Source organism: Pseudomonas shirazica (genome assembly GCF_015168335.1).
Classification (GTDB): domain Bacteria; phylum Pseudomonadota; class Gammaproteobacteria; order Pseudomonadales; family Pseudomonadaceae; genus Aquipseudomonas; species Aquipseudomonas asiatica.
On the sequence record NZ_CP063456.1, the window covers coordinates 5345247 to 5361133 of the forward strand.

Here is a 15887-nt window from a genome sequence, read left to right on the forward strand (position 1 = left end):
TGACCATGCAGCAAGAATCCCATACCCACGGCATCGACATGTCTGCCCTGGGCCGCGACAAGCAGAGCCTGCGCCTGGCCGAAGAAACCGTAGCCATCGAAGTGCCGGGCCTGAGCCTGTTCTACGGTGACAAACAAGCGCTGTTCGATGTGCAGATGAACATTCCCAAGCAGCGCGTGACCGCCTTTATCGGCCCGTCCGGCTGCGGCAAGTCGACCCTGCTGCGCACCTTCAACCGCATGAACGATCTGGTTGATGGTTGCCGCGTGGAGGGCGCCATCAACCTGTATGGCAATAACATCTACCGCAAGGGCGAAGACGTGGCCGAGCTGCGCCGTCGTGTGGGCATGGTGTTCCAGAAGCCCAACCCGTTCCCAAAGACCATCTACGAGAACGTGGTCTACGGCCTGCGGATCCAGGGCATCAACAAGAAGCGCGTGCTGGACGAAGCGGTCGAATGGGCGCTGAAGGGCGCGGCACTGTGGGACGAGGTCAAGGACCGCCTGCACGATTCGGCACTGGGCCTGTCCGGTGGCCAGCAGCAGCGTCTGGTCATCGCCCGCACCATCGCCGTGGAGCCGGAAGTGCTGCTGCTCGACGAACCGTGCTCGGCACTGGACCCGATCTCGACGCTGAAAGTCGAGGAACTGATCTACGAATTGAAATCCAAGTACACCATCGTCATCGTGACCCACAACATGCAGCAGGCGGCCCGTGTTTCGGACTACACCGCGTTCATGTACATGGGCAAACTGGTCGAATTCGGGGATACCGACACCCTGTTCACCAACCCGGCGAAGAAACAGACCGAAGACTACATCACCGGTCGCTACGGCTAAGCCTGGCCAGCCAGGGCACGACACGAACTACTTGAAGCTTGCAGCTTCTTCGCGGAGCGAACGATGATCAACAAAGAAAGCCTTACGCATCACATTTCCCAGCAGTTCAACGCCGAGCTCGAAGAGGTGCGTAGCCACCTGCTGGCCATGGGCGGCCTGGTCGAAAAGCAGGTCAACGACGCAGTCACTGCGCTGATCGAAGCCGACTCGGGCCTGGCCCAGCAAGTGCGCGAAGTCGACGAGCAGATCAACCAGATGGAGCGCAACATCGACGAGGAGTGCCTGCGCATCCTCGCCCGTCGTCAGCCGGCGGCCTCCGACCTGCGTCTGATCATCAGCATCTCCAAGTCGGTGATTGACCTGGAGCGCATCGGTGACGAGTCGACCAAGATCGCCCGCCGCGCCATCCAGCTGTGCGAGGAAGGCGAGTCACCGCGTGGCTATGTCGAGGTGCGCCACATCGGCGACCAGGTACGCAACATGGTCCGTGACGCGCTGGACGCCTTTGCCCGCTTCGACGCCGACCTGGCACTGTCGGTGGCCCAGTACGACAAGACCATCGACCGCGAATACAAGACCGCCCTGCGTGAGCTGGTGACCTACATGATGGAAGACCCGCGCTCGATCTCGCGGGTACTGAGCGTGATCTGGGTCCTGCGTTCGCTGGAGCGTATCGGCGACCATGCGCGCAATATCTCCGAGCTGGTGATCTATCTGGTGCGCGGCACCGACGTGCGTCACATGGGCCTCAAGCGCATGACGGCAGAAGTGCAAGGCACTGCTGTTTCCGACGGCGAAAACGCTAATGTTCCGGCTGAACCTGACGATAAGTAAGGTTGCTCCCGAGCATCGACGCCCGGCCTTGGCCGGGCGTTTTCGTTTGCGGTCGAGGAGCCGGCAGGCACCCGCGAACGATGTGAAGAAGTCCCGGCGTGACCAGGTTGTAGCAAGTGGCCATTATTCGGCGGTAGGCTAGTCGGGATTCAGAAGGAGTATCGATGAGTAAAGTGAATGTGCTGGTCGTGGATGACGCCCCGTTTATCCGTGATCTGGTCCGCAAATGCCTGCGCAATGCCTTCCCGGGCATGACCATCGACGACGCCGTCAACGGTCGCAAGGCAATGGCCATGCTGGGCAAGGAAGCGTTCGACCTGGTTCTGTGCGACTGGGAAATGCCGGAAATGTCCGGCCTGGAACTGCTCACCTGGTGCCGCCAGCAGCCTGAGTTGAAGAACCTGCAATTCATCATGGTGACCAGCCGTGGCGACAAGGAAAACGTCATCCAGGCGATTCAGGCGGGCGTTTCCGATTTTGTCGGCAAACCGTTCACCAACGAGCAGTTGCTGACCAAGGTGAAAAAGGCCCTGACCAAGATCGGCAAGCTCGACAGCCTGATGTCCAGCGGCCCGGCACGGGTCAACTCGGCATTCGCCAATGACTCGCTGAATGCGCTGACAGCCGGCAAGCCTGAAGCGGTGAAGGTCGCGGCGCCAGCTCCGGTACCCGCAACCGCACCCGCCAGGCCAGTGGCCAATGCCCCCCGGCCCGCCGCTCCTGCGCCGACCGGCCGTGGCCAGGGCCAGTTGCGCCTGGCCGGCGGCATGCAGCCGTGCGTGATCAAGGCGCTGAGCCTGAAAGAGGCGCTGCTGGTGGTGCGCCGTGGCGAAGCGCTGCCACAGGTGCTGGAAGGCGCGGTGCTGGACCTGGAGCAGGGCGAGAACGCCGAAATCGCGCGCCTGAACGGCTACCTGCATGCCGTCGCGGCACTTGAGCCCAAGCCCGACAGCGATTGGTTGCAACTGACCTTCAAGTTCGTCGATCAGGATGCCCAGAAGCTCGACTACCTGTCGCGGCTGATTGCCCGCGGGACGGCGCAGAAGCACTTTACCCCTGGTGCCTGATCCCAGTCTCACACCGCATTTTTTGTGGGAGCAGCCTTGTGCTGCGAATGGGCTGCGGAGCAGCCCCCAGGCATGAATGCCGCCGCAAGCATTGCCGGGGCTGCTTTGCAGCCCATTCGCAGCACAAGGCTGCTCCTACAAAAAACTGCGCACCCCAGGGCCATCCGACCAACTGTCATACCCGCCGCAAAACCCCCTGCTAGGCTTCGACAAATCATAACTGTCAAAAAGCCACTATCATGCCCGCCCGCCTGCTGCTGTTCTGTGCATTGCTCATGGCCTCGGCGTCGAGCCTGGGCATGACTATTTACGAGATCACCGATGATGGCCGTGTGACCTCCTATTCCGACCGGCCCGGCCCCGGTGCCAAAACCTTTGTGCGGCGCGTGCCTATGGTCGAGGTGCCCGAAGGCCAGGTTCTGCTGAACGCGATAACCTTCAACGGCGGCGTGAGCTTTTCGGCCCGCAACCAGCTACACGTGCCAGTGGAGGTGGAGTTGCGCCTGGACAACCTGGTGAACGCACAAGGTGGCAATGCCCCGCGTACCGTGCGCCGGGTACTGCCGCCGCGCACCACGCAAATGCTCAGCGTGCTCAGGGGGCGCCCCGGGATGCTGCTGAACTACCGCTCGACCCTGCTACAGGCCATGGGCGACCCGGGCAAGCGGCCCCAGGGCTTCCGCTATGCATTCCCCTGGATTGGCGGGCCGTTCCGCGTGACCCAGGGCCCCAATGGCCGGGTCAGTCATTTTGGGCCCAAGGGGCGTTACGCCATGGACATCGCCATGCCCGAAGGCACCACCATCATCGCGGCGAGGGAAGGGGTGGTGGTGAAGACGGAGAACAGCCAGAGCGGGCGCGGCCCCAACCCCTCGGGCAATTTCGTCAGGATCCTGCACCCGGACGGTACCATGGGTGTGTACCTGCACCTGATGCGCGGTTCGGTGGTGGTGGCAGAGGGGCAACGGGTGCGGCAGGGGCAGATGTTGGCCAAGTCGGGCAATACCGGCAACAGCACCGGGCCGCACCTGCATTTCGTAGTACAGCGCAATGTGGGGTTGGCGCTGGAGTCGATACCTTATCGGTTCGACAGGCCGATTGGTGGGTTGCCTGACTTTACCGCGGGTAACCCCTGAGATTTTTGGGGCTGCTTTGCAGCCCCCTGGCCCTCAATCCAGCTTGAGCACCTTGGCCAGCACGATCTTCGGCCCTTTCATCTTCTTGATGATGATGCGCAGCCCTTCGACCTCCAGCACTTCCTCTTCTTCAGGCACGCGCTTGAGTGTCTCGTAGACCAGCCCCGCGAGGGTTTCCGCCTCGATATGGTCAAGGTCGACGCCCAGCAGGCGCTCGACCTTGAACAGCGGCGTGTCGCCACGCACCAGCAGCTTGCCCGGCTGGTAGGCGAGGATGCCGCGCTCGGTCTTGCGGTGCTCGTCCTGGATGTCACCTACCAGCACTTCCAGCACATCTTCCATGGTCAGGTAGCCAATCACCTTGCCATCGGCTTCCTCCACCAGCACGAAGTGCGCGCCGCCCTTGCGGAACTGCTCCAGCAATTGCGCCAGGGGCATGTGCCGCGACACGCGCTCCAGCGGCCTGGCCAGGTCGTCGAGGTCGATGGTTTCGGGCAGGTGCTCGAGTTCGGCCAGTTCCAGCAGCAGGTCCTTGATATGCAGCAGGCCGGTGAACTCCTCACGCTCGGCGTCGTACACCGGGTAGCGGCTGAACTTGTGGCGGCGCACCAGCGCCAGGATCTGCTTCAACGGCGCATGGGCGTCGATGCTGACCATGTCCTCGCGCGAGTTGGCCCAGTCGACCACCTCCAGCTCGCCCATTTCCACGGCCGAGGCCAGCACGCGCATGCCCTGGTCGCTCGGGTCCTGGCCACGGCTGGAGTGCAGGATCAGCTTGAGTTCTTCACGGCTGTAGTGGTGCTCGTGATGCGGGCCGGGCTCGCCCTGGCCAGCAATGCGCAGGATGGTGTTGGCGCTGGCATTGAGCAGGTAGATGGCCGGGTACATCACCCAGTAGAACAGGTACAGCGGCACGGCGGTCCACAGCGACAGCAGTTCTGGCTTGCGGATGGCCCAGGACTTGGGCGCCAGCTCACCGACCACGATGTGCAGGTACGAAATGACGAAGAAGGCGACGAAGAACGAGATCGCTTTGATCAGCTCGGGCGTGTCCACGCCAAGGTATGCCAGCAGCGGCTCGAGCAGGTGGGCGAACGCCGGTTCACCGACCCAGCCCAGGCCCAGCGAGGCGAGGGTGATCCCCAGCTGGCAGGCCGACAGGTAGGCGTCGAGCTGGTTGTGTACTTTGCGCAGGATGCTGCCACGCCAGCCATGCAACTCGGCGATGGACTCGACGCGGGTAGCGCGCAGCTTGACCATGGCGAACTCGGCGGCAACGAAGAAGCCGTTGAGCAGCACCAGGAGCAAGGCAAAGATGATCATGCCGAAATCGGCGAATAACGAGGTGAGGCTGATACCAGGGGAAGGGTCCATGATGGAGTTTTTACGGGGTCCGTCTTCGAGATAGAGAGAAAAAAAGTGCCAGCTCTTGCTGGCACAGGGGGTCCAATGTAGCGGCTGGGACCGTAAAAGCAAAGGGCGATGGATTCTTTGGGGGCGCTTTGCGCCCCATCGCGACACAAGGCCGCTCCGCGATCCCGTGTAGGAGCGGCCTTGTGTCGCGATGGGCTGCAAAGCAGCCCCCGAGGCCCTCAAGCCTTGCCGTTGGCCAATTGTGCCGGCGCGAAGTGACAGGTAAACGTACTGCCATGCCCCGGCACGCTGCTGATCTCCAGCTTGCCGCGGTGGCGCATCAGCACATGCTTGACGATCGCCAGCCCCAGCCCGGTGCCCCCGGTATTCGACGCACGGCTGGAGTCGACCCGGTAGAAGCGCTCGGTCAGACGTGGCAGGTGCTTGGCATCGATGCCCACCCCCGAGTCCTGCACCGACAGGTGTGCGCCCTGGGCATCGGCCCACCAGCGAATCCGGATGCTGCCTTCGTCCTGGGTGTACTTGACCGCGTTGAACACCAGGTTGGAAAAGGCACTGCGCAGCTCTGACTCGCTGCCCTTCAACTGCACACCGGGCGCGGCTTCAAGGGTGATGCGCTGTTTGCGGGGCCCGGACAGAGCCTGGGCGTCGTTCTTGATCGCGCAGAGCAAGGCATCGACCGCCACCGGGTGGTTGTCCGACGGATAGTCGGTGGCCTCAAGCTTGGCCAGCAGCAACAGGTCGTTGAGCAGTGTCTGCATGCGTGAGCCTTGCTGGCTCATCTGTTGCAGGGCTCGGCTCCAGCGCGGGTTCACGTCCTCGACGTTGTCCAGCAGGGTTTCCAGGTAGCCGGTGATGACCGTCAGCGGCGTGCGCAGCTCGTGGGACACGTTGGCGACGAAGTCCTTGCGCATCTGCTCCAGCTGGTGGATGCGGGTAACGTCGCGCACCAGCATCAGGTGCTCGTTGTTGCCGTAGCGGGTGATGTGCAACTGCACGCGCATGCGGTCGTTGATCGGCGAAGGGATTTCCAGCGGCTCGAGGTAGTTTCCTGCCTCGAAGTACTCCTTGAAGCGCGGGTGGCGCACCAGGTTGGTCACCTGCTGGCCGCCGTCCTGTGGGGTCTTGAAGCCCAGCAGGGTCTCGGCGGCGCGGTTCCACCATTCCAGGTTGCCATCGCTGTCGAGCATGATCACTGCGTCTCGCAGTGCGGCAGTAGACTCCTGCACCCTGTCGATCACCGCCTGCAGGCGGCCGCGTACACGCTGGTCGCGGCGTTGCAAGTGGTAGATGCTGTCGAACACCTCGCCCCACAGCCCGTAGCCATCGGGCGGTGCTTCGTCGGGTTGGTGGTTGCGCAGCCAGTCATGCAGGCGCAGCAGTTGCTTGAGGGTCCAGCCCAGGTAGAGCGCCAGGCCGATGGCCAGGCTCCAGCCATAGTAGCCACTGAGCAGCCCACCGATCAGGCAGACGGTAATCAGCAGTAGCAGGTGGCGAATCAGGGTCGCGTGCCAGTTCTGGTTCAATTGACGGTCCTTGTACAACGACGTGCAGCTTGGCGCCTTTCAGCTCGATCAGCTCTTGGTCGAGAAGCGGTAGCCGGTGCCCCGGACGGTTTGTACCAGATTTTCGTAGGCTTCACCCAGCGCCTTGCGCAGGCGGCGGATGTGTACGTCGACGGTGCGTTCCTCGACATAGACGTTACCGCCCCATACCTGGTCCAGCAGTTGGCCACGGGTGTAGGCGCGCTCCTGGTGGGTCATGAAGAACTGCAGCAGGCGGTATTCGGTAGGGCCCATCTCGGCTGGCTTGCCGTCGATGGTCACGCGGTGGCTGATCGGGTCGAGCAGCAGGCCACCGACTTCGATCGGTGCCTCGCTGTCGCTCGGGCCGGTGCGGCGCAGCACGGCTTTCAGGCGGGCGACCAGCTCGCGTGGTGAGAACGGCTTGGTGATGTAGTCGTCGGCACCCACTTCCAGGCCTTGGATCTTGTTGTCCTCTTCACCCTTGGCGGTGAGCATGATGATCGGGATGTCGCCGGTCAGCTCGTCGCGCTTGAGGCGGCGGGCCAACTCGATGCCGGAGGTGCCCGGCAGCATCCAGTCGAGCAGTATCAGGTCCGGTTTGCGGTCGACGATGATCGCGTGGGCCTGTTGGGAATTTTCCGCTTCCAGGCAGTCATAGCCGGCCATTTCCAGGGCAACGGCGATCATCTCGCGAATTGGTGCTTCGTCGTCGACGATCAGAATGTTCCTGCCAACCATGCTCAAAACCTCTCCTGGATACGGTGTCTTGGCCCGCATTAGATAACGGAATTATTGCAGCTGTGTGACAGGGTGTTGGCCGTTCTGGCGACATTCCGTGACTGAACTAGGCTTGAAAGGGCCGTGGTTGCGGCAACTTGAACCCAATCCCCCCGAAACAATGGTGAATCCAATGACACGACAAACGCTGAGCTGGATGGCCCTTTTCACTGCGCTGGCGCTCCCGGGGGTGGCCATGGCCGACCATGCGATGGAGAAGGGCGGCATGTTGGTCGATCATGCCGGCATGACCCTGTACACCTTCGACAAGGATGCGGGCGGCAAGTCGATGTGCAATGGCGAATGCGCCAAGAACTGGCCGCCGCTGATGGTCAAGGCCAATGACGAACCGGCCAAGGACAAGTGGACAGTAGTGATGCGCGATGATGGCAGCAAGCAGTGGGCCTATGACGGCAAGCCGCTGTACACCTTCATCAAGGACAAAAAGGCCGGCGACATGACCGGTGACGGCATGAAGGACGTCTGGCACGTTGCCAAGCCTTGAGATTGCCGGGGCCGCTTTGCGGCCCATCGCGACACAAGGCCGCTCCTACAGGAATGCGCGATACCCTGTAGGAGCGGCCTTGTGTCGCGATGGGCTGCAAGGCAGCCCCAGAATATTCAGCGCAGTGCGTAATCCAGCACCACCCCGATAAACACCAGCATCCCCGCCCAGTGATTGTGCAGAAACGCCTTGAAGCACGACTCCCGGTCCAGCTTGCGCGTCGACCAGTACTCCCAGGCAAAGCACGCCGCCGCGCCCAGCAGCCCCAGGTGGAACCAGCCACCCAGCTCGAAGCGGCTGCCGGCCAGCAACAGGCAGCCCAGCGACAGCAGCTGCAAGGTCAGGATGATGGTGCGGTCGGCATCGCCGAACAGGATGGCGGTCGACTTCACGCCAATCTTCAGGTCGTCATCACGGTCGACCATGGCGTAGTAGGTGTCGTAGCCCACCGTCCACAGCAGGTTGGCGATATACAACAGCCAGGCGCTGGCCGGCAGCTCGCCACCCGCTGCGGTGAAGGCCATGGGAATGCCCCAGGAATACGCCGCCCCCAGCACCACCTGCGGGTAATAGGTGTAGCGCTTCATGAACGGGTAGCAGAACGCCAGAGCTACCGCACCGAACGACAGCCACACCGTGCGGCTGTTGGTGCACAGCACCAGCAGGAAGCTCACTCCGACCAGGATGGCGAACAGCGCCAATGCTTCGCGCGGGCGGACCCGGCCGCTGGCCAGGGGGCGGTCGGCGGTGCGTTTGACGTGGCCGTCCACCTTGCGGTCGGCAAAGTCGTTGATGCAGCAACCTGCGGCGCGCATCAGCACCACACCGAGGCCAAAGATCAGCACGTTGGCCAGGGTTGGTGAACCGTTGCCAGCAATCCACACCGCCGACAAGGTCGGCCACAGCAGCAGGTAGATACCAATTGGCCGGTCCATGCGGCTGAGCTGGACAAAGTCCCAGGCCCGTGGGTGCAGGCGGTTGAGAGACTTCAGCAGTTGCAGGTACATCAGCGGTTTTCCTCCTTGGCCGCTTGCCACAATGCCGGCAGAAACACCTCCGCCACCAGCAGGTCCAGGCCGCCACGTTCGAAGCGCGACCGGCGGCCCCACAGCGCAGTATGGGCGGCCTCGCTCGGCAGCCAGGCCTGTGGATAACTGCACACCTCGATGGGGTGGCGGATGAATGCCTGGTCGCAGAACAGCAACTCGCCCAGCGAACGGCTGCCCAAGGTTTCAAGGTCCAGCCCGCCGCGCTCCAGGGCGCTGCGGCTGGCGACGCTGCGGGCGAACACCCAGGGTTGGCCATGGCCGCGCAGGTACACCTCGCGCACCCAGCCTTCGGCACCGGCGGCGATGCCCAGTGCCTGGCATTCGTCATCGCGCAGCGGCTGCCAGCCCTCGAACAGCGGGGTAACGGAGAAGTGATCGTTGGACAGGCGGGTCAGGCGACGGGTCAGCGAGCCCTCGTCGAACAGCCAGTCAAGGGTGGGCTGGTCGATGTCGGTCGCCAGCCGTGAATACGGCAGCCACGCGACAGCGGCTGCTTGCGGGGATTCGTACGACACGTCGGTCTGCTTGTTACAACCAGAGAGGCGGCGAGCTTAGCATGATTGCCCGGACTGCTTGCATACTGCTGACAGGGCCGCTACAAAGCCCCACGAATTGCGCGCAGGCTTCGTCGCGGGTAAACCCGTTCCCACAGGCTACGCGGTCGCTGTAGGAGCGGGTTCACCCGCGAAGAGGCCATCAGCAGCAACACAAAGCTCCAGCTTGAACCGAGGAAAAAGACCTGATGAAGAAGTGGCAATGTATTGTCTGTGGCCTGATCTACGACGAAGCCGAAGGCTGGCCCGACGACGGCATCGCCCCCGGCACACGCTGGGAAGACGTGCCTGAAGACTGGCTGTGCCCCGACTGCGGCGTGGGCAAGAGCGACTTTGAAATGATCTCCATCGGCTAATCGAGGAAAGCACGACATGACGTCCCCTGTGGTAATCATCGGTACCGGCCTTGCGGGCTACAACCTGGCCCGTGAATTTCGCAAGCTCGATGCGCAGACGCCGCTGCTGCTGATCACCGCCGATGACGGTCGTTCCTACTCCAAGCCCATGCTGTCCACCGGCTTTGCCAAGCAGAAGGACGCCGACGGCCTGTGCATGGCCGAGCCGGGCGCCATGGCCGAGCAACTGAATGCCGAGATTCGCACCCATACCCGCATCAGCGGCATCGACCCGGGCCACAAGCGCTTGTGGATAGGTGAAGAGGCGGTGGAATACCGCGATCTGGTGCTGGCCTGGGGGGCGCAGACGGTGCAGGTGCCGATCGAAGGTGATGGCGGCGATCGGGTGTTCCCGATCAACGATCTGGAAGACTACGCGCGCTTCCGTGCCGCCGCCGTCGGCAAACAGCGTGTGCTGATCCTCGGTGCCGGCCTGATCGGCTGCGAATTCGCCAACGACATGAGCCTGGGCGGCTTCCAGGTCGACGTGGTGGCGCCGTGCGAGCAAGTCATGCCGACCCTGCTGCACCCGGCTGCTGCCACTGCCCTGCAGGCCGGGCTGGAAGGCCTGGGCGTGCGCTTTCACCTCGGCCCGGTACTGACCCGCCTGCAGCAGGTGGCGCAGGGCCTGGAGGCGCACTTGTCCGACGGCAGCGTGATCGCCTGCGACCTGGTGGTTTCGGCCATCGGCCTGCGCCCGCGCACCGACCTGGCTGCCGCTGCTGGCCTGCAGACCAACCGCGGCGTTTGCGTGGACCGCCAGTTGCGCACGTCCCACGCCAATATCTTTGCCCTTGGCGACTGTGCCGAAGTCGATGGCATCAACCTGCTTTATGTGATGCCGCTGATGAGCTGTGCCCGGGCCCTGGCGCAAACCCTGGCCGGCAAGCCGACAACGGTCGCCTACGGGCCGATGCCGATCACCGTGAAAACCCCGGCCTGCCCGCTGGTGGTCTCGCCGCCGCCCCAGGGCCACGAAGGCACCTGGCAGGTAGAGGGGCAGGGCAGTGACCTCAAGGTGCTCTGCCTTGATGCAGAGGGCAAGCTGCTGGGCTACGCCCTCACCGGGGCGGCCGTGATGGAAAAGCTGGCCCTGAATCGCCAGCTGCCGGCCGTGATGGCGTAAATAGCTGGCGTTCTGTCGGATTTATCCTGTTGTTGCTTGCACAATGGCCGCCCAGATACTGGCGCGGCCCCTGTGCACGTGCCATCCTCACTTCCGTCTGCCGCAGATTAGAGCCTGCGGTGCCTTGAGCGCTGCTCCCAGGGCAGCACGGCATAACAACAAGAATTCCGTCAAAGAGGCTTCACTATGCGCAAACCAGAACTCGCCGCCGTCATCGCCGAAAAGGCCGATCTGACCAAGGAAAAGGCCAATCAGGTTTTGAACGCGATTCTCGACAGCATCACGGGTGCCCTGGACAAGGACACCGTGACCCTGGTCGGTTTCGGCACCTTCGAAAAACGCCATCGCGGTGCGCGTACCGGCAAGAACCCGCAAACCGGTGAACCGGTCAAGATCAAGGCCAGCAATACCGTGGCTTTCAAGCCAGGCAAGAACCTGCGCGACAGCGTCAACGCCCCCGTCAAGCCGGCCAAGAAAGGCAAGTGATCGCTCCCTGACAACTCCAGTGTCAGCCAAGCGGGCGCCCCAGGGCGCCCGTTGTGCTTTCTGCAGGCAAAATGTTTCGAACTTGCATAAATAGTTCTGGAAAAGGATAGACTGCGCGCCTTAGTCACTTTTAATTCGAGGCGCGTTGATGAAGTTCCGCTTTCTTCTCTGGGCCATGGGGCTGTTGATGGCCAGGGCCAGCCGCAACAACCCAGCGTTCCAGCAGCAGCTCAAGGGCAAGGACCTGGTGTTCCAGATGCAGACCCTGGACGGCAAGGTCGCCCGGCACTTCATAGTCAACAACGAACGCGTCAGCAGCAAAGGCGGTGCGCACCCGCAGCCAGCGTTCGCCATTGCCTTCAAGGACGCCGCCTATGGCTTCACCACCATGCAGGCAGGTAACAAGCAGTTGGCGTTCATGCAGGGGATTCAGGACAAGCACATCCAGATCAAGGGCAACCCGGCGCTGGTGATGTGGTTCCAGGGGTTGATGAAGTACCTGAAGCCGAAGAAGAAGGCCTGAAATTGAAGGGGCTGCTTTGCAGCCCAATCGCCGGCAAGCCGGCTCCCACAGGTTCGACACAGGCCTGAGGGCAGTGCTATCCCTGTGGGAGCTGGCTTGCCGGCGATTGGGCCGCAAAGCGGCCCCTTTTGATATCAGTGCGGTGCGTGGAACTGCGAAGCCAGCTCACGCAGCAGGCTCTCTGCTTCGAGCACCTTGTTCACCACATCCTCGGCCTTGTCCCGGGTAATCTCCAGCCGCTCCAGCAATTCGTCTGGAATCTCCTGCTGTGGCCCCGAGCCAATCCCCCGCGAGCGCAGCAATCGTGTAGCCAGGCACACCAGGTTGGGGAACGCCGAAAACTCGCCTTCATAGGCCGGGTCGTGCTGGAAGCGCAGTGCGGCGGACAGTTCTTCCGGCATGTCCCACAGCTTCATCAACCAGGCACCGATCTGCTCGCGGCTGATGCCCAGCAGGTGTTGTTCCACATAGGTGTGGCAAAGGTGCGGGTTGACCTCCAGGTGGCGGCAGATCAGCGAGAAGTGCGGCGGGAAAACGTGCGCCAACAGCAGGTAGCCAAAGTTGTGCAGCAGCCCGGCCAGGTAGGTCAGGCCGGCCTCGGGGCGCTCGGCCCGTGGCATGGCGCGGGTCAGGCCTTCGATGATCGCGGCGGTGTAGATCGACTGCTGCCAGTACGGCGTGGCTTGCTGCGGGTGGTCTTTCGGCAGGCTCAGGGTCTTGCCCAGCGCCAGGCCCAGGGCCAGGTTGATCACCAGGTCGAAGCCCAGCACACGCACGATGGCGTCTTCCACCGAGCGGATCTTGCCCGGAGAGGCGTAGTAGGGCGATGCCGCCCAGCTCACCACCTGTGCCGCCAGCGCCGGATCGGTTTCGACCACGCCGGTGATATCGTCGATGCTGGCGTTGGGGTCTACCCGTAGCTTGATGATCTTTTGCGCGGTGTCGGCCAGCGGCGGGATTTCGATGGTTTCTTCCAGGCGCTTCTGGATGCGCCGGGCAGTGAAGGCCTGGACGGCGTTGGTGATTTCCCGGGTGTCATCATCGGGGCGGTCGAGGTTGGGGTTGATTGCCTCGACTTCCTGACCAAAGCTGCTGGCGCTGGCCTTGGCCAGCATCCGCTTGAAGTGTGCGCGTTCGATTTCCAGCAGCAGGCCGGCTTCGCCAGACTGGATAAACACGGTTTCGGCGTCGAGCAGGCTCTTTTCGTACTGGCACGGCGAGCTGGTCAGCGCCGGGATGCCCGGCAGGGCCTTGAGCTGGTGCTTGTCCAGCATCTGCTTCAGGCGAGGCACCGACACCGCAGTGAGCTTGCGACCGGTCAGTTCGGCCAGGCGGTTGAGGTCCAGCAGCTGGCTCTGCGGGAATAGCACCATCAGGGCGCCGACCTCGTCGTCGAGCAGCACGGCCTGTACCCGCGACGCTGCCGGCAGGTGCGGATGTTCGACCACCTCGCGGTAGGCCACGCCGAGTTTGTCGAGCAGCAGCCGGATGACCGAGGGAGCGTGTGGGGTTGCGGTGTCCAGGGCAACTTCAGTCATGGTCCGTATCCACTGATTCCTTTAAACGCGAAGTATAACCAGCCTCTGGGCAAATCTGGATCCATTATGGGACCAGCGTCACACTTGGCCATATTGCTGGCCATGACGCAGCCAGCGATCGAGCAGCGGGCTGACGTGCTCCGGCCAGCGTGCGATCAGGGCCTGGGCGGCGTCGCGCACGGCCGGCAGCAGGTCGGCGTCACGCATCAGGTCGGCGACCTTGAACTGCAACAGGCCTGTCTGGCGGGTGCCGAGCATCTCGCCCGGGCCACGCAGCTCCAGGTCCTTTTCGGCGATGATGAAGCCGTCGTTGGTTTCCCGCATGATCCCTAGCCGCTCGCGGCCGATCTGCGACAGTGGCGGGTGGTACAGCAGCACGCAATGGCTGACGGCGCTGCCCCGGCCAACCCGGCCACGCAACTGGTGCAACTGTGCCAGGCCCAGGCGCTCTGGGTTCTCGATGATCATCAGGCTGGCGTTGGGCACATCCACGCCCACCTCGATGACCGTGGTGGCGACCAGCAACTGCAGGTTGCCGGCCTTGAACTCAGCCATGATCTCAGCTTTTTCCGCCGGCTTCATGCGCCCGTGGATCAGCCCCACCCGCAGCTCGCCCAAGGCGCTGCCCAGCTCCTCGTAGGTGCTTTCGGCGGCCTGGCAGGTAAGCTCTTCGGATTCTTCGATCAGTGTGCACACCCAGTAGGCCTGGCGCCCTTCGGCGCAGGCGGCGCGCACCCGCTCGACCACTTCGAAGCGGCGGCTATCGGCCACCAGCACGGTGTTCACCGGGGTGCGTCCGGGTGGCAGTTCGTCGAGCACCGAGGTGTCCAGGTCGGCGTAGGCGCTCATGGCCAAGGTGCGCGGAATGGGTGTGGCGGTCATGATCAGCTGGTGCGGGCACAATTCCCCGGCCACGCCCTTCTTGCGCAGGGCCAGGCGTTGCTGCACGCCAAAACGGTGCTGTTCATCGATGATCGCCAGGGCCAGGTGCTTGAACTTCACCTCTTCCTGGAACAGCGCATGGGTGCCGACCACCATTGGCGCGCCATTGGCGATCTGCTCCAGGGCGGCTGCCCGGGCTTTGCCCTTTAGCTTGCCGGCCAGCCACGCGACTTCGATGCCCATCGGTTCGAGCCAGCGCTTGAAGGTGATGTAGTGCTGTTCGGCGAGGATCTCGGTGGGTGCCATCAGGGCCACCTGGTAGCCGGCTTCCAAGGCCTGCAGCGCGGCCAGGGCGGCGACCACGGTCTTGCCGGCACCCACATCGCCCTGCACCAGGCGCATCATCGGCTCTTGCTGGCTGAGGTCGTAAGCAATTTCGTTGGCCACCCGCTGCTGTGCGCCGGTCGGCTGGAAACCCAAGTTGGCCAGGTACTGTGCCTGCAGGCGCTGGGCTTTGGGCAGCACTGGCGCGCGCAGGCTGCGCAGGCTTTCACGCAGGCGTTGCTGCGACAACTGGTGGGTCAGCAGCTCTTCGAAGGCCAGGCGGTGCTGGGCCCAGTGCTGGCCTTCGGCAAGCTCGTCGAGGTCGGCATCGGCCGGCGGGTTGTGCAGGTAGCGGATGGCATCGTCCAGCGGCGCCAGTTGGTAGTCCCGGGCCAGTTCGTCGGGCAGCCAGTCCGGCAGACTGCGCGGGCCCAGCAGGCCCAGGCTCTGCTGACACAGCAGCCGCAGGCGTTGCTGGGTAAGGCCTTCGGTGGACGGATAGATCGGCGTCAGGGTCTGCTCGACCGGTGGCGGCGGTTCGTCGCCGTTCAGCGCCCGGTATTCCGGGTGGTAGATTTCCAGGCCCGAAGCGCCGGGGCGTGCTTCGCCGTAGCAGCGCAGGTGGGTGCCACGCTTGAGGCCTTCCTTCTGCGCGTTGCTGAAGTGGTAGAAGCGCAGGCTCAGCACACCGCTGCCGTCACCCAGGCGCACCACCAGGCTGCGGCGCTTGCCCATGGTCACGTCGGCGCCGCTGACCACGCCCTCGATCACCGCGTCCTGGCCAGGGCGCAGTTGACCGATCGGCACCACGCGGGTGCGGTCCTGGTAGCGCAGGGGCAGGTGGAACAGCACGTCCTGCAGGTTCTCCAGGCCGACCTTGGCGAGCTTCTCCGCCATGGCCTCGCCAACCCCCTTGAGTACCGTCACCGGGACCTTCGACAGCTCACTCATG

16 protein-coding genes are annotated in these 15887 nt (G+C 63.4%); 9 read left to right on the plus strand and 7 right to left on the minus strand.

Annotated elements, in window-relative coordinates:
- The first annotated feature begins 5 nt into the window (after positions 1-5).
- From pstB to IMX18_RS24670, 4 genes are all read left to right on the plus strand, one after another.
- The gene (gene pstB / locus IMX18_RS24655; protein ID WP_003258171.1) at positions 6-839 is read left to right on the plus strand and encodes a phosphate ABC transporter ATP-binding protein PstB; all 834 of its coding nucleotides are present in this window, start codon (positions 6-8) and stop codon (positions 837-839) included.
- Positions 840-902: 63 nt separating this feature from the next.
- Positions 903-1673 (plus strand): phosphate signaling complex protein PhoU, encoded by a 771-nt coding sequence (gene phoU, locus IMX18_RS24660; RefSeq protein WP_013974818.1) that lies wholly within the window; start codon positions 903-905, stop codon positions 1671-1673.
- Between the two features lie 164 nt (positions 1674-1837).
- On the plus strand, positions 1838-2740 hold the full coding sequence (locus IMX18_RS24665) for a response regulator (RefSeq protein WP_061304783.1): 903 nt from the start codon (positions 1838-1840) through the stop codon (positions 2738-2740).
- Between the two features lie 239 nt (positions 2741-2979).
- Entirely contained in the window at positions 2980-3876 is an 897-nt protein-coding gene (locus IMX18_RS24670; protein ID WP_013974816.1) for a M23 family metallopeptidase, read from the plus strand.
- A 33-nt stretch (positions 3877-3909) separates the two neighbouring features.
- Here IMX18_RS24670 and IMX18_RS24675 read toward each other — a convergent pair whose 3' ends face one another.
- From IMX18_RS24675 to phoB, 3 genes are all read right to left on the minus strand, one after another.
- Positions 3910-5250 carry a hemolysin family protein gene (locus IMX18_RS24675; RefSeq protein WP_013974815.1) on the minus strand — a complete coding sequence of 447 codons (1341 nt, stop codon included), beginning with the start codon at positions 5248-5250 and terminating at the stop codon, positions 3910-3912.
- A gap of 218 nt (positions 5251-5468) precedes the next feature.
- Positions 5469-6776: a phosphate regulon sensor histidine kinase PhoR gene (phoR, locus tag IMX18_RS24680; RefSeq protein WP_015272347.1), complete on the minus strand. Its 1308-nt coding sequence runs from the start codon at positions 6774-6776 to the stop codon at positions 5469-5471.
- 48 nt (positions 6777-6824) lie between these two features.
- Positions 6825-7514: a phosphate regulon transcriptional regulator PhoB gene (gene phoB / locus IMX18_RS24685; protein ID WP_003253341.1), complete on the minus strand. Its 690-nt coding sequence runs from the start codon at positions 7512-7514 to the stop codon at positions 6825-6827.
- 172 nt (positions 7515-7686) lie between these two features.
- On the opposite strand from phoB, the gene IMX18_RS24690 reads away from it, so the two are divergent.
- Positions 7687-8058 (plus strand): COG4315 family predicted lipoprotein, encoded by a 372-nt coding sequence (locus tag IMX18_RS24690; protein ID WP_100413070.1) that lies wholly within the window; start codon positions 7687-7689, stop codon positions 8056-8058.
- Positions 8059-8174: 116 nt separating this feature from the next.
- Here IMX18_RS24690 and ubiA read toward each other — a convergent pair whose 3' ends face one another.
- Complete coding sequence (gene ubiA / locus IMX18_RS24695) at positions 8175-9065, minus strand: 4-hydroxybenzoate octaprenyltransferase (protein WP_015272345.1); 891 nt, start codon at positions 9063-9065, stop codon at positions 8175-8177.
- Positions 9065-9622 (minus strand): chorismate--pyruvate lyase family protein, encoded by a 558-nt coding sequence (locus IMX18_RS24700; RefSeq protein WP_015272344.1) that lies wholly within the window; start codon positions 9620-9622, stop codon positions 9065-9067. The genes ubiA and IMX18_RS24700 overlap by 1 nt, the downstream gene beginning before the upstream one ends.
- Positions 9623-9849: 227 nt before the next feature.
- Between IMX18_RS24700 and IMX18_RS24705 the strand changes: the two genes are divergently transcribed.
- The 4 genes from IMX18_RS24705 to IMX18_RS24720 all read left to right on the plus strand — a co-directional run bounded on the left by IMX18_RS24705 (position 9850) and on the right by IMX18_RS24720 (position 12191).
- On the plus strand, positions 9850-10017 hold the full coding sequence (locus IMX18_RS24705; RefSeq protein WP_003253349.1) for a rubredoxin: 168 nt from the start codon (positions 9850-9852) through the stop codon (positions 10015-10017).
- Between the two features lie 16 nt (positions 10018-10033).
- Positions 10034-11182 (plus strand): NAD(P)/FAD-dependent oxidoreductase, encoded by a 1149-nt coding sequence (locus IMX18_RS24710; protein ID WP_061304787.1) that lies wholly within the window; start codon positions 10034-10036, stop codon positions 11180-11182.
- 186 nt (positions 11183-11368) lie between these two features.
- Positions 11369-11668 carry an HU family DNA-binding protein gene (locus IMX18_RS24715; protein ID WP_013974808.1) on the plus strand — a complete coding sequence of 100 codons (300 nt, stop codon included), beginning with the start codon at positions 11369-11371 and terminating at the stop codon, positions 11666-11668.
- A 148-nt stretch (positions 11669-11816) separates the two neighbouring features.
- Positions 11817-12191 (plus strand): hypothetical protein, encoded by a 375-nt coding sequence (locus IMX18_RS24720; RefSeq protein WP_015272342.1) that lies wholly within the window; start codon positions 11817-11819, stop codon positions 12189-12191.
- Positions 12192-12325: 134 nt separating this feature from the next.
- On the opposite strand, the gene IMX18_RS24725 is transcribed toward IMX18_RS24720, so the two are convergent.
- Positions 12326-13729 carry an aminoacyl-tRNA deacylase and HDOD domain-containing protein gene (locus IMX18_RS24725; protein WP_217190000.1) on the minus strand — a complete coding sequence of 468 codons (1404 nt, stop codon included), beginning with the start codon at positions 13727-13729 and terminating at the stop codon, positions 12326-12328.
- Between the two features lie 78 nt (positions 13730-13807).
- Positions 13808-15886, minus strand: a complete 2079-nt coding sequence (recG, locus tag IMX18_RS24730) for an ATP-dependent DNA helicase RecG (RefSeq protein ID WP_054572027.1) — start codon at positions 15884-15886, stop codon at positions 13808-13810.
- Between the last annotated feature and the right edge of the window lies 1 nt (position 15887).

Bases quoted from the DNA above. Each gene is read 5' to 3' on its own strand.
- pstB (WP_003258171.1), top strand. From the start codon at position 6: ATGCAGCAAGAATCCCATACCCACGGCATCGACATGTCTGCCCTGGGC.
- ubiA (WP_015272345.1), bottom strand. From the start codon at position 9,065: ATGTACCTGCAACTGCTGAAGTCTCTCAACCGCCTGCACCCACGGGCC.
- IMX18_RS24670 (WP_013974816.1), top strand. From the start codon at position 2,980: ATGCCCGCCCGCCTGCTGCTGTTCTGTGCATTGCTCATGGCCTCGGCG.
- recG (WP_054572027.1), bottom strand. From the start codon at position 15,886: ATGAGTGAGCTGTCGAAGGTCCCGGTGACGGTACTCAAGGGGGTTGGC.
- phoU (WP_013974818.1), top strand. From the start codon at position 903: ATGATCAACAAAGAAAGCCTTACGCATCACATTTCCCAGCAGTTCAAC.
- IMX18_RS24690 (WP_100413070.1), top strand. From the start codon at position 7,687: ATGACACGACAAACGCTGAGCTGGATGGCCCTTTTCACTGCGCTGGCG.
- IMX18_RS24710 (WP_061304787.1), top strand. From the start codon at position 10,034: ATGACGTCCCCTGTGGTAATCATCGGTACCGGCCTTGCGGGCTACAAC.
- phoB (WP_003253341.1), bottom strand. From the start codon at position 7,514: ATGGTTGGCAGGAACATTCTGATCGTCGACGACGAAGCACCAATTCGC.
- IMX18_RS24725 (WP_217190000.1), bottom strand. From the start codon at position 13,729: ATGACTGAAGTTGCCCTGGACACCGCAACCCCACACGCTCCCTCGGTC.
- IMX18_RS24715 (WP_013974808.1), top strand. From the start codon at position 11,369: ATGCGCAAACCAGAACTCGCCGCCGTCATCGCCGAAAAGGCCGATCTG.
- IMX18_RS24665 (WP_061304783.1), top strand. From the start codon at position 1,838: ATGAGTAAAGTGAATGTGCTGGTCGTGGATGACGCCCCGTTTATCCGT.
- IMX18_RS24720 (WP_015272342.1), top strand. From the start codon at position 11,817: ATGAAGTTCCGCTTTCTTCTCTGGGCCATGGGGCTGTTGATGGCCAGG.
- IMX18_RS24705 (WP_003253349.1), top strand. From the start codon at position 9,850: ATGAAGAAGTGGCAATGTATTGTCTGTGGCCTGATCTACGACGAAGCC.
- IMX18_RS24675 (WP_013974815.1), bottom strand. From the start codon at position 5,250: ATGGACCCTTCCCCTGGTATCAGCCTCACCTCGTTATTCGCCGATTTC.